This is a genomic window from Nitrospina watsonii (assembly GCF_946900835.1).
Taxonomy (GTDB): Bacteria; Nitrospinota; Nitrospinia; order Nitrospinales; family Nitrospinaceae; genus Nitrospina; species Nitrospina watsonii.
The window spans coordinates 2,319,924-2,332,549 of the sequence record NZ_OX336137.1; the positions used below are offsets into that span (position 1 = coordinate 2,319,924).

Genomic DNA, 12,626 nt, shown 5'->3' on the forward strand with positions numbered 1-12,626 from the left:
ACAAAACCACTCAGGGGTTTTCCAGCAGGCGTTGCACGGATGCGACAGGAACGCTCCCTTCGGTCAAGGAGGATCGAAATGGCAATTCGAATTTTCAACAACATCCCGTCCCTGACGGCGCAACGCTTGCTGGGCGTCAACAACAGCCGCCTGGCGCAATCGATCGAGCGTATCTCGTCCGGGCTGCGCATCAACCGCGGCGCCGACGATCCGGCAGGGCTCGCCCTCTCGGAAAAACTGCGCGGCGACATCCGCGCCCTCACCCAGGCACTGCGCAACGCCAACGACGGCGTGTCCATGATCAACGTCGCCGAAGCCGGGCTGGGTGAAACCGCCGACATGCTGATCCGCATCAAGGAACTGGCCGCACAAGCCGCCACCGGCACCCTGGGCGATTCCGAACGCGCCACCTTGCAGATCGAGTTCGACCAGCTGCGCGCCGAGATCAACCGCATCTCCAGCGCCACCAACTTCAACGGACAAAAACTGCTCGACGGCTCCATGAGCGCGCTGAACGGGAACCCAGGAAATCCCATCGTCATTCAAATCGGCATCGATTCCACGTCCGACAGCCGTTTCGACCTCAACGCGGAAGTGGATCTTGCGGCGATCAACACCTCAACCCTGGGCATCAGCGCCTTTACGATTGTCACATCGGACGGCGGCACCCCCCCTGTCTTCACTACCACGTTCGAGGCCGTCAACATCACCGCCGTGGACAACGCCCTGACCACTCTGGAATTGATCAATTCGGCTCTGGATATCGTTTCCACCGCACGCGGCAAGATCGGTGCGGTGCAGAACCGGCTGGTGCGGACCATCAACAACCTGTCCGTCACCATCGAGAACGTGCAGGCCGCCGAGTCGCAGATTCGTGACGCGGACATCGCCGAAGAAATCGCCAACCTGACACGCAATCAGATTCTGGTGCAGGCTTCCACGGCGATGGTGGGGCAGGCCAACCTGCTCCCGCAAACGGTTTTGCAATTGCTCCAGTAACAAACGGCTTCCTTACCGGTTTTTCGACGCAACCTGCGCTCCCGCCTTTCCGGCGGGAGCGTTTTTTTTTGGACCCCATCCGCAGACAAAGCAACTCACACCGTTTTTCCCCACTCCGGGGGCATCGTTTTCGCGGTGAATCCCCGCTGTGCCGCCGCCGGTCTCTCTAAAAAATTAAAAATTTTTTAATGGAAACCGGTTTTCCCCTGTGATAATTTTTTTAAAGCAACCATACTTGGGAGAAGTTATTGGAAAATAAACATTAACACCTCTTTCTCAAGACAGCCCACCCATTGGAACTAATCTGAGGATTCCATGATAGAGGTTGAAAATCTGGCCAAATCTTACGGTCCCCGGTCAGCCATACACGGCCTCACGTTTCAAGTCAACAAAGGGGAAGTCGTCGGGTTTCTGGGACCCAACGGCGCCGGCAAGACCACCACGATGAACATACTCTGCTGCATCCTGCCCGCTTCCAGCGGTACGGCGCGGGTGTGCGGATTCGACATCTTCGAACAGTCCTACGAAATCCGCAAACGCATCGGCTACCTGCCGGAGACGCCGCCTCTTTATCAGGACATGGTGGTGTCGAACTACTTGACCTTCGTCGCCGGCCTGCGCGGCGTCCCTAAAAAACAAATTGCGGCGGCGGTGGACCGGGTCCTCGAACAGTGCCATATCCAGGACGTCCACGAGCGCATCATCGGCCGCCTGTCGAAAGGCTACCAGCAACGCATCGGCCTGGCGCAGGCGATGATCCACGATCCGGAAATCCTCATTCTCGACGAACCGACCATCGGCCTCGATCCCATCCAGATCATCGAGATTCGCAAACTGATCCAGGAACTGGGCAAGGCCCACACGATTTTATTGAGCTCGCACATCCTGCCGGAGGTGACGCAGATCTGCCAGCGCGTGATCATCATCAACGAAGGCAGCATCGCCGCCATGGACACCCTCCAAGGCTTGAACGCCTCACTGCGCCACAGCAACCGTCTGGAGTTGAGAGTGCGTAACGCCGGCAACGGCATTGTCGAGCGCTTGCAGGCCCTGGACTCTGTCTCCGCCGTGCATCCGGACGGACCCAACCGCTTTTTCATCGAAAGCAATGCCAACACACCGGTGCAGGATGACGTGGCGCGGCTGGTGCTGGAACACGGCTGGGGCATCGAGGAATTGAAACCGCTGGCCATGAGCCTGGAAGACATTTTCCTGAAACTGACCACGGAAGAAAAACTGGTGACGCCGTCATGAAACAAGCCTTGTGGATCGCCAAGCGGGAACTGGGAGCGTTTTTCTTTTCGCCCGTCTTTTATGTGGTGACGACGGTCTTCCTGTTCATTTACAGCTACATGTTTTTCAGTATCCTCAATTTTTTCAGCTTCCAGAGTTTTCAGGCGGCGCAGATTCAACAGATGGGACAAACGCTGAACGTCAACCAGTTCGTCATCGAGCCGTCGTTGTCGAACATGGCGGTGACGCTGCTGTTCATCATTCCCCTCATCACCATGCGCGCCTTCGCCGAGGAAAAAAAGAACAAGACGTTTCCGCTGCTGCTGTCTTCCCCGGTGCACATGCGCGAGATCATCGCCGGTAAGTTTCTCGGCTGCCTCGGCGTGGTGGCGGTGATGCTGCTGCTGTCTTCGTACTCGATGATCCTCGTGGTGTGGCTGGGCACGCCGGAGATCGGCCCCATTTTTTCGGGATACCTCGGCGTGTTGCTGATGGCGTCGTGTTACATCGCGCTCGGCATTTTCGCCTCGTCGGTGACCGACAACCAGATCGTCGCCGCGGTGATCAGTTTCGGGTTTATCCTGTTCATGTGGATCATCGGCTGGGCGGCGCAGGCGGCGAGTCCGGCGCTGGGTGAATTCCTCAATTACATTTCACTGGTCGGCCACATGGAATCCTTTCTCAAGGGTGTGATCGATTCCAGCGACGTCATCTATTACCTTTCATTCATCGCATTCGGCCTGTTCCTGACCTACCGGGTCGTGGAATCCAGGCGGTGGAGCTGATGCCATGAAACGATCGACTCCCTATCTCATCTGGGTGGGCCTCACCTGCGAATTCCTTGCGCTCCTGCTGTACATCGTCATCCCGGAGTTTCCCGTCTGGCCGCTGACGTTCCTCATTATCGCGGCGCTCAACCTGGGCACCGCCGCCGTGATCGACCGCCACACTTTGATACGCGCCCTGCGCAGCCGCCGTGCGGTTTACGGCATGAACGCGGCGGTATTGATCCTCGTGTTCACCGGCATTCTGGTTTTCGTGAACCTGCTGGCGCACCGTCACAAGACGCGCGTCGATGTGACGGATACCGGTTACTACACGCTGGCGCCGCAAACGCAGAAGGTGGTGGCGAACCTGCCGCGTCCGGTTAAAATGACCGCATTCTTTCAGGGAGACGACCCCACCAAACCCGAATTCCAACACCTCGTTGACGGCTACCTCGGCCTGTCCTCCGATCTCAAGCTGGAGTACATCGACCCCGACAAGAACCCGGCCATCACGCGCCAGTACGGCGTCACCACCTACGGCACCGTGGTGCTGGAAAGCGGCACGCAGGTGCACAAGGTGCAGAACACCACCGAGGAAAACCTGACCAACGGCATCCTCACGGTTATCCGCGACAAACAGAAAACCATCGCTTTCCTCGAAGGCCACGGTGAAAAATCCATCGACGACACCGAAAAGGAGGGCTACTCGGAGTCGAAAGAGGCTCTGGAAAAAAGCCAGTTCAAAGTCGAAACACTGTTGCTGCTGCAAACCGGCCGCGTGCCGGATCACGTTGATCTGCTGGTCATCGACGGCCCGCAGAAACCGATCCAGCCTGAGGAAGTCGAAGCCCTGGACGCCTACCTCCACCGTGGCGGCGCGTTGTTTGTGCTGGTGGACCCGCAGTCGGAAAGCGGCCTGCAAGGATTCCTCGAACGCTGGGGTGTGGCGCTGAAAAACGACATCGTGCTCGATCCGGTATCGCGCCTGCTCGGCGGAGACAGCGCCGCGCCGGTGGTCAGCCAGTACGCCGATCACGGCATCACCCGGGACTTCACACTGCCGACGATTTTTCCGCTGCTGCGCTCGGTGACTGCCATCAACACCGAAGGCCAGGAAACCACAGAGATTTTGTTTTCCGGCGACAACAGCTGGTCGGAGATCAATTTTCAATCCGGCAAGGCGCGTTACGATGCGGCAGAAGATTTAAAAGGACCGCTGCCCGTCGCCGTGGCGGTGACGCGCACGCTGGACACGCCGGATCAAAATAAAACCGAGACCGAAACCGGATCGGAGGACAGCGCGGACACCCCCGCTGCCCAAAAAGCCAAGTTGACGGTGGTGGGCGATTCCGATTTCGCGTCCAACCAGTACAACCAGTTTTCCGGCAATCAGGACTTTTTCCTGAACACCGCCTCGTGGCTGCTGGAGGAGGAAGAGTTGATCGCCATCCGGCCGCGCCAGCGCAAGAACAGTCCCCTGCCTCTCACCAAAACGCAGGGCAACCTGGTGTTTGTGATCGGTTCCATCGCCCTTCCCCTCCTCACCGCCCTGACCGGTGTTCGCATCTGGTGGAAACGACGTTCGCTATGAAGTTCCGGGGCACACTGATCTGGATCGCCGTCTTCGTCGCGCTGGCGGCCTACGTCGGGCTGGTCGAGTTGCCGTCCGGTAAAAAAGAGCGGGAAGAAAAAAACCGCGCCGAAAAACTGTTGTTGTTTGAAAACGCCGAGGTCGAAGCGCTGACCCTCGAACGCGGCGCCGAGACCATTGAGGTCAAACGCCTCGATACCGACTCCTGGCAGCTCGAACAACCACTTAAAGCCAAAGCCAGCCACAGCGCCATCGACCCGTTGCTGCACGAATTGGAAACGGCGCGTCACAGCCGCATCGTCGAACAACAACCTGAAGACCTCGCCCTCTACGGACTGGACGCCCCCACGCTCACCGCTACCGTGCACCTGAAAGGCGGCACGAAGCAGTCGCTGATGCTCGGCGACGCCAGCCCCATCGGCCACGCCCGTTACGTGAAGGTGGACGGTGATGAGGCGGTGTATCTGTCCATGCTCGACATGCGGGTGGTCAACAAATCCGCCAACGACCTGCGCGATCGCACCTTGTTCCGTTTTCAGACCGCCAAGGTGCAGCGCTTCGAAGTCCGCTACCAGGACGAAGCCGAAACCTTCGTGAAGGAAGGCGACCGCTGGCGGCTTTCCGGCAAGGTCAACGGACTGGCCGATACGGATGAAGTGATGAACTTCCTGAACGCGGTGCAGACTTCCAGCGCCATGGATTTCATCGTCGAGCAACCCGGCGACCTCGGACTCTACGGCCTGCAAACACCCCGTATCGTTTTCAACGCCAGCCTCGACGGCGACGCAGACAAAACCGTGATCCTGCGCGTGGGCGCGCTGCACAAGAAAGAACAGCACTACGCTCAATTGAGTGAAACCGGCAACGTGTTCACCATCCATCAATCGCTGATCAGCACCCTGTCGCGCAACTTCGTCACGTTTCTCGACAAGAAACTGTTCGCCTTCGACGAAAACGATCTCGCCACCGTCACCATCCAAAACGAAAACGAAACCGTCGTGTTGCAACGCGATGCCAAAGAAAATACCTGGGCGCTGGTCGAACCGAGACAAGAAGCGGTCAACATTACCGCCGTCAACAGTCTATTGTTCGATCTGAAAGATGTCCGCGTGAAAGAATTCATCGAGGCAAAGAACCTGCCACTGTTCGGCCTCGAAAATCCGGACCGGGTGCTGACCGTGAAGACGGCGGATGGAAAGCCTGTCTCCATCCGCCTCGGCCATCCCAACATGAAAAAGGATGTGTACTTCGCCCAGCGCACCTCCGACAACGCCGTGTTCGCGCTGAGTGCCGAGGCCGTGGCAAAACTATTTCGCAGCCGCCGGGATCTGCGCGACCGCAAGCTGCTTGCCGTGGACGCCGAACAGGTGGCGCGGATCGTTCTCGAATACCCCGACCGCACGTTTCAACTGAAGCGCAGCGGTCAGGACTGGTCCCTCAGCCAACCGGAAATCATCGATCCGGTCCCGGCCCATGTCGGCAAAGGCATCGTGTGGACCCTCAACAATCTGGAGTTCGAGACAAGCCTGTCCCCCGAACAGGCACCGGAAGAGACCGGCCTGCAACCACCCGTTTTGCGCGTGACGGTGGAGAACAGGGACAAGCAGCCGCTGGCCCGCATCCACGTCGGCCGGGCCGGGCCGGAAGGCACTCTGCATTACGCCCGGGTGGACGGCAAGCCGGGCCTGTACCAGATCAAAAGCCGGTTTCTGGATGAAATCCCGGCAACCCTCGACCGCTTCCGCGAAAAAGCCTCCTGACCGGCCCCACAGCCACTCCGATTTCTAGCCCACCGCCCGATTTTTTTTCTGCCGCCCACCCCGCGCAGGCCACAAAACCGCAAAATCCATGAGAGCATATCCCCATTCCGACAGGAGGCGCTCCCCACCCCGTATATAGAAAGGAGACTAAAGTTAGACTCAATATCTTGTGCAACCCTTCTCTCCCAACCCGTTTCACCAAAAATTATATTCACAAAAATACATTTAAAAACAATATGTTATAATAATTCCGATATTTTCTTAGACAAAACCCTTGACGCTCCACAATATATGGTGGTATCCTTCGTGACCAATACAAGATAAAGGATGCTGTAGAAGCGGAATCTGGGTTGCATCAAAGACAAACCGTCCAAATGGTTCGGTATGAGCAAACGCGGATTGACAGATCGAGGCGCAAGCCACCCAATTCCCTGCCCTGTTCGGCGGGTTACTTTAAAAACGTGTTCCGATTATCCAGTAGATTCCGGCCTGGCCGGGATCTGCGAAAAGGCCCTTCCCAACTCCTCAAATGTATTGAGCGCCGGCCGGAACCTCCGTTTTATTCATTCGGCAACAAAGCCCTTACCAAACGGCGTCGATTGGAATCGTTTTTTGGGACTCGGATCCTCTGGGATTCAGAATCCAAAAGTAACCCGCCTCCACCTCACTTTTAAATCTTGCCGGCACGGCAGTCCCGTTGTGCTTTACGATTCGGTTTTACGGGTTCTTTTGCCAAGGACAGACAAAACACCCCAGTGATGCGTGTTCCAGGCTGCCGTGTCGGCAGGATTTATGTATATTATAGGGAGAAGTAAGGATGACCCAGCCCATTCTGACATGCCACGTCCAGGGGGGGCCGGTCCCCGCCTACGCGCACCCGGGAGACGCCGGAGCGGATTTGTATGCAGCGGAGGACGCCCTGATTCCGGCGCGTGGACGCACGCTGGTGGCCACCGGCATCCGCATCGCCCTGCCTGCGGGCCATGTCGGCCTCATCTGGCCGCGCAGCGGGATGGCGGTCAAACAGGGGATCGATTGCGGCGCCGGGGTCATCGACGCACAGTACCGGGGCGAGGTGCGGGTGCTGCTGTTCAACCACTCGGACGACGACGTGACCGTAAAAAAAGGCGACCGCATCGCTCAACTTCTGGTACAACAAGTGGCACGGGTGGAATTTTTCCCGGTTGAGGATTTGGATGAGACGGCCCGCGGGGCCAACGGATTCGGTTCCAGCGGCTAGTTTTAGAATCTGACTTTTCATCTCCGCGTAGCATGAAGCTGAAGATCCATCAGTCCGAGATTGAGTTGCGAAAAGGCGACCTCACCGAAAGCGACACGGACGCCATCGTCAACGCGGCCAATTCCAATCTGGTATTGGGAGCGGGCGTGGCCGGGGCCATTCGCGCCAAAGGCGGCCCCCTCATCCATGAGGAATGCAAGATCATCAGCCACTGCCCGGTGGGCGAGGCGGTCATCACCTCCGGCGGCAACCTGAAAGCGGATTACGTCATCCATGCCGTCGGTCCCCGCCAGGGCGAAGGCGATGAAAACGAGAAGTTGAAAAACGCCACCCTCAGCAGCCTGCGCCTGGCCGACGACAACCTGCTGGCCTCCATCTCGTTTCCCGCCATCAGCACCGGCGTGTTTGGCTTTCCCATCGAGGACTGCGCCCGCATCATGCTGGAAACCGTGCAGGCCTACCTGTCCGGGAACACCGGCTTGCGCCTTGTCCGGTTCGTGCTGTTCGACGCCAAAAGCCTGGAAGTATTTGAAAAACAACTTGCTTCCATGGCAGAGACCTGATTTATTGGGAATGTGAAACGATTCCACGTATAATGAAGTGATTTGATTCTCTGACCATCCATTTTCTTTTTGGGGGACGACCATGAAATCTGGTTTCAAGGTCATGACCTTTCACCACACACCGAATCCGGAAGCGGCGCAGTTCATCATGAGCGGCGACGTCATCGTACGCGGTACGCGCACCTTCAGTTCCCCCGAAACCGCCCGCGGCGACAGCCTCGCCGAAGCTCTGTTCAACATCTACGGCGTGGAGAACGTGTTCATCAAGGAGAATTTCGTCACCATCACCAAATCACCGGTGGTCGGGTGGACCAGCATCATGGAACCGGTGCAGAACACGCTGGAACAACACATGACGTTTTACGAATCCTGTGATGAGGATCAAACAACGGAATCCACCACCAAAAACATTCTGGAAGAAGTGGAAGTCGAGGATTTCCCGAATCTGCCCAACGAAAAGAAGATGGAAGTCATCGACGCCTTGCTCGACCATGCCATCCGTCCGGCGCTGGCCAATGACGGCGGCGGCATCACCCTGTTGAACGTCAAAGACAAGGTGGTGCATGTGCATTACCAGGGTGCCTGCGGCAGTTGTCCCAGTTCCACCACCGGCACCTTGCAGTACATCGAAACCTTCCTGCAGAACACGCTCAGCCAGGACCTCAAGGTTCAGGCGGACAACGCCTCCCTCGTTTAAATCAAAACCATTTGCCGGGCAATTCCGGCGGCTGGAACCGCTCGATGAAGTCGATCGCCTGCGTCGGCGTCTCCACGTTGGCAAACATCTTCATCGTCTCGTCCTTGGCGAACCGGAGCGCCACCATTTTTTCGAAATGCGCGAACAGCCCGTCATAAAATCCGTCGGTGTTGATGAACACCAGCGGCTTGGCCGTCAACCCCAGTTGCACCATGGATAAAATTTCCGTCGCCTCTTCCAGCGTGCCCACGCCCCCGGGCAGAACGAGAAACGCATCGGCGCGTTCGTCCATGGTGGCTTTGCGATCGCGCATGTCGCGGGTGACGATCAACTCGTCAGCCTCGTCGTAGCGGATATTTTTTTGCATGAAAAATTTCGGCAGCACGCCCACCACCCGGCCCCGCTCCGCGTGCACGCCGCGCGCGAGCGCGCCCATCAACCCGATCGACGCGCCGCCGTAGATCAATTCCAGTCCCGCCCGGCCCATGCGCTGACCCAGCTCATAGGCCGCGTCCAGGTACACCGCACCGACCTGCGTGCTGGAAGCGCAGTACACACACACCGCCTTGATGGCGCTCATCGCATTGCCTCACACCTGTTTTGTAAATCGCGTCGCAAATCCAAACCTCCTTGTTCGTAGCGCCACCTCACCCGCCGGGTCTCTCGGTCCAAATTCCTGCACTGCGCTCAATTTTTTTTAGAATGCACTATTTATCAATATTTTAGACGTATTGACAGAATCCATCCCGGTACCCATATTGAACTACATAACGGTAATTACCGGATTGGCGCGCAACGCGTCGATCTAACCCCCTCCAAGGAGGAGTGGACCATGGAATGGTTAGAAATCGGTGAAAGCGGGAGATTCCTGATCGCCGGACTGGCGATTCTGGCTGCGATTGCGTTCATGTATCTGTTCGGCAAAAATCTCGAATAAATACATCACGCGTTCCAAAAGGTACGGGCAAAGGGCCATCCTTCGGGGTGGCCCTTTCTGCATTGGGGATCGTTTCAGATCAACGCACCCAATCCTTCATCCGGGCTGTACAGCTTTTTGTATTCGTCGATGGAAGACCGGTCCGTCATTCCTGAAATGGCGTCGCAGATGCGCCGCTCCAGCGAGTCCTTATTGCCATCGCGATGGCCCGGCTCCGGCAGCAGTTCCGGGTACCGCATGTACGCCTCGAACAGTTTCGTCAGGTACAATTCCGCCTTGAATTCCATGCGCCGCACCTTGCGGTGATGGTACATGTTTTTGAACAGGAACCGTTTCAGTTCCAGATTCTTCTCGTTGCACTCCTTGCTGAAGGCCGCAATCCGCACCGGGCACGCCCGCACATCGTCCACCGCTTGAATTTTATATTTGCGGACGTTCTGCAACGTGGTCTTGCGAAAATCGGTGATGAGATCGTTGATGATGGCGCGAACGATCTGGTACTTTTTCAGTTCCATGTCGAGGTTTTTGTATTTCCGGTCGAGGATCTTTTCATTTTCTTTCCACAGGGCGACCTTGCGCAGATCCCCCAGGTCCAGCAGGTTGGAGGTGAATCCGTCGTCCAGGTCGTGCGCGTTGTAAGCGATGCCATCGGAAAAATCCGCCACCTGTGCTTCCAGAGTGGGAAAGCGGAATTTTTTGTTTTGCAGGATGGGGTTGTCCGCATCGCGGCTGTGTTTGCTGATCCCTTCCTGCACTTCCCAGGTCAAGTTCACGCCTTCAAAATCCGGGTAGCGCCTTTCGAGACGGGTGACGATGCGCAGGCTCTGCTTGTTGTGTTCAAAGCCGCCGTGATCCTTCATCAAATCATTGAGCACCCGCTGACCGGTGTGCCCGAACGGCGGATGCCCCAGATCGTGCGCCAGCGCAATGGATTCCGCCAGGTCCTCATTCAGCCGCAGGGATTTGCAGATGGAGCGGGTGATCTGCGCCACCTCCAGCGAGTGCGTCAGCCGCGTGCGGTAATAGTCGCCCTCGTGATAGACGAACACCTGCGTCTTGTATTCCAGCTTGCGGAACGCCGAGGAGTGGATCACCCGGTCGCGGTCGCGTTGAAACCGGGTGCGGTAGGCGTGTTCCTTTTCGCGGTGACGCCGCCCCCGGCTGGACCCGCTTTTGACCGCATAAGGCGCCAGGTACTCCTCTTCCAGTTTTTCAATATCCTGCCGTTTCAGCACAGTCTCCACCCGAAAATAAAATGAGAAGCTGGACCGCTTCCATGCCAGCTTAATGAGAAAGAAGCGTTTGAATCCGCATTGTATCCGATTCGTTTGCATTTGCAATTCACAGCCCGTGCAAGGTAGCACAAGGAAGCCGGCTTTATGGATAGCAAAGCAAATACCGCATCGCCCATGCGTTGCAGGCACGACAGGCACACGCCTTGCTCACGGAGCTTTCCCATCGCCTTGCGATCACACGGCATCGCGAAAACCGTCCCGCACCTCCGATTGAAGAGGTCCGGTCTCTTTGCAGAGTGCCGGCCTGGGAAGCCGCCGAAAATCCTCGCCCCCCCTCTAATGCATTATTTTTCTTGACCTTATTCTTGCTGCCCTCTATAATGGCATCATGCTTTGTCCAGATTGTGGGTACACATATTTCACCAAGTCGAAGAAATGTCCCAGTTGCGGCACCAACGTGCGGCAAACGAAGACACACTTGGAACTGGCTCAGGACAAGATGTTCGCCATCTTCGAAGGTGAGGGGTACAACCCTGCCGAGGTCGGCTCCGCCGATTTGTATGACAGTTACGGCGATAGCGATTATGGCGCCGACGACGACCTCTACGCAGAAGGTGGGGAGGCCGCAGATGTTTCCGCCGATGGCGTGTTCACCGACATTGGTCCCGACGATTTCGAACTGGATTTGTCCGAAGCCGTTGAAGCCGGGTACGCGGGCGAGACGACGGGCTTCGGTGAAGTCGTCGCCGCAGGCGTTGCCGGTGCCGGCATGGCTGCCACTGCGGATTACATGACCGATACCATCGAACCCGGAGCGTACGAACCGCCCGTTGATGCCGATATGGATGCCGATGTCAATTTCGATCTCGACAACCCGGAAGGCTTTGAAGATCACGAAGTGGAAGGCGTTGGCTTCGGACTGGATGACGAAGGCGACACCGGCATTGATCTCGACGACATCGACCTGGATGCCGACGACGCCGATGTGGCCGGAACCGTTGATCTCGATCTCGGAGACGATTCGGATACGGACACCGCATTGGACCTCGATCTCGGGGACGACGCTGCCGATGTCCAGTTGGATCTCGGGGACGACGCGGAGGCCGATATCGGACTCGACCTCGATCTGGGAGACGACGATACGGACGTTCAATTGGATCTGGGTGACGACAACACCGAAGATGCGGGACTGGACCTGGATCTCGGCGACGACGCTTCTTCCCTCGATCTGGATTTGGATGACGAACCGCAAGTCGAAGGCCTGGACGATGACGACACCGCCACCATGGACCTTACCGACGATGAGGGCAGCTTGGATTTAGGAATCGACCTCGACGACGATCGGCCGCAACCTGAGGTCGATCTGGATGACGATTCGGACACGGCTCCCACCGATCAGGATCTGGGTCTGGATGATCTCGATCTCGACGGCTTGGAACTCGACCTCGATACCGACCCCGACGACGATAAATAATCCATTCGCACCCTTCCTTTCAACCTTTCCCGGCTTTCCTGCAAACTTTCATTTGCTTCGGCACGCGTTTCCACCAACCCCCTCTTTTTTATCCGCTTGTCCTGTTTGACCTGAAAAAAATTGGATTTTC

General features: G+C 57.1%; 11 protein-coding genes. 9 read left to right on the plus strand and 2 right to left on the minus strand.

Features of this window, described 5'->3' with window-relative positions:
* Positions 1–78: 78 nt before the first annotated feature.
* From QML71_RS10750 to QML71_RS10785, 8 genes are all read left to right on the plus strand, one after another.
* A complete protein-coding gene (locus tag QML71_RS10750) occupies positions 79–999 on the plus strand; it encodes a flagellin N-terminal helical domain-containing protein (RefSeq protein ID WP_282011925.1) in 921 nt (306 codons plus the stop codon).
* 315 nt (positions 1,000–1,314) lie between these two features.
* Positions 1,315–2,253 (plus strand): ABC transporter ATP-binding protein, encoded by a 939-nt coding sequence (locus QML71_RS10755; RefSeq protein WP_282011926.1) that lies wholly within the window; start codon positions 1,315–1,317, stop codon positions 2,251–2,253.
* Complete coding sequence (locus QML71_RS10760; RefSeq protein WP_282011927.1) at positions 2,250–3,017, plus strand: ABC transporter permease; 768 nt, start codon at positions 2,250–2,252, stop codon at positions 3,015–3,017. Before QML71_RS10755 ends, QML71_RS10760 begins: the two co-directional genes overlap by 4 nt.
* Before the next feature lie 4 nt (positions 3,018–3,021).
* Positions 3,022–4,590, plus strand: a complete 1,569-nt coding sequence (locus tag QML71_RS10765) for a GldG family protein (protein ID WP_282011928.1) — start codon at positions 3,022–3,024, stop codon at positions 4,588–4,590.
* Entirely contained in the window at positions 4,587–6,350 is a 1,764-nt protein-coding gene (locus QML71_RS10770; protein WP_282011929.1) for a DUF4340 domain-containing protein, read from the plus strand. Before QML71_RS10765 ends, QML71_RS10770 begins: the two co-directional genes overlap by 4 nt.
* Positions 6,351–7,167: 817 nt before the next feature.
* Positions 7,168–7,590, plus strand: a complete 423-nt coding sequence (gene dut, locus QML71_RS10775) for a dUTP diphosphatase (RefSeq protein ID WP_282011930.1) — start codon at positions 7,168–7,170, stop codon at positions 7,588–7,590.
* 32 nt (positions 7,591–7,622) lie between these two features.
* Positions 7,623–8,153, plus strand: a complete 531-nt coding sequence (locus QML71_RS10780) for a macro domain-containing protein (RefSeq protein WP_282011931.1) — start codon at positions 7,623–7,625, stop codon at positions 8,151–8,153.
* A gap of 82 nt (positions 8,154–8,235) precedes the next feature.
* Positions 8,236–8,850, plus strand: a complete 615-nt coding sequence (locus tag QML71_RS10785; protein ID WP_282011932.1) for a NifU family protein — start codon at positions 8,236–8,238, stop codon at positions 8,848–8,850.
* Between the two features lies 1 nt (position 8,851).
* On the opposite strand, the gene QML71_RS10790 is transcribed toward QML71_RS10785, so the two are convergent.
* Both QML71_RS10790 and QML71_RS10795 read right to left on the minus strand, forming a co-directional pair.
* Positions 8,852–9,430 carry an LOG family protein gene (locus QML71_RS10790; RefSeq protein ID WP_282011933.1) on the minus strand — a complete coding sequence of 193 codons (579 nt, stop codon included), beginning with the start codon at positions 9,428–9,430 and terminating at the stop codon, positions 8,852–8,854.
* 431 nt (positions 9,431–9,861) lie between these two features.
* Positions 9,862–11,022, minus strand: coding sequence for a deoxyguanosinetriphosphate triphosphohydrolase (locus QML71_RS10795; protein ID WP_282011934.1), 1,161 nt, complete (start codon positions 11,020–11,022; stop codon positions 9,862–9,864).
* A 388-nt stretch (positions 11,023–11,410) separates the two neighbouring features.
* Between QML71_RS10795 and QML71_RS10800 the strand changes: the two genes are divergently transcribed.
* Complete coding sequence (locus tag QML71_RS10800; RefSeq protein WP_282011935.1) at positions 11,411–12,496, plus strand: hypothetical protein; 1,086 nt, start codon at positions 11,411–11,413, stop codon at positions 12,494–12,496.
* The last annotated feature ends 130 nt before the right edge of the window (positions 12,497–12,626 follow it).

What these genes read in the sequence shown, in the direction of transcription:
- QML71_RS10780 (WP_282011931.1), top strand. Translation starts at nt 7,623, where the DNA reads ATGAAGCTGAAGATCCATCAGTCCGAGATTGAGTTGCGAAAAGGCGAC.
- QML71_RS10785 (WP_282011932.1), top strand. Translation starts at nt 8,236, where the DNA reads ATGAAATCTGGTTTCAAGGTCATGACCTTTCACCACACACCGAATCCG.
- QML71_RS10800 (WP_282011935.1), top strand. Translation starts at nt 11,411, where the DNA reads ATGCTTTGTCCAGATTGTGGGTACACATATTTCACCAAGTCGAAGAAA.
- QML71_RS10750 (WP_282011925.1), top strand. Translation starts at nt 79, where the DNA reads ATGGCAATTCGAATTTTCAACAACATCCCGTCCCTGACGGCGCAACGC.
- dut (WP_282011930.1), top strand. Translation starts at nt 7,168, where the DNA reads ATGACCCAGCCCATTCTGACATGCCACGTCCAGGGGGGGCCGGTCCCC.
- QML71_RS10760 (WP_282011927.1), top strand. Translation starts at nt 2,250, where the DNA reads ATGAAACAAGCCTTGTGGATCGCCAAGCGGGAACTGGGAGCGTTTTTC.
- QML71_RS10790 (WP_282011933.1), bottom strand. Translation starts at nt 9,430, where the DNA reads ATGAGCGCCATCAAGGCGGTGTGTGTGTACTGCGCTTCCAGCACGCAG.
- QML71_RS10765 (WP_282011928.1), top strand. Translation starts at nt 3,022, where the DNA reads ATGAAACGATCGACTCCCTATCTCATCTGGGTGGGCCTCACCTGCGAA.
- QML71_RS10755 (WP_282011926.1), top strand. Translation starts at nt 1,315, where the DNA reads ATGATAGAGGTTGAAAATCTGGCCAAATCTTACGGTCCCCGGTCAGCC.
- QML71_RS10770 (WP_282011929.1), top strand. Translation starts at nt 4,587, where the DNA reads ATGAAGTTCCGGGGCACACTGATCTGGATCGCCGTCTTCGTCGCGCTG.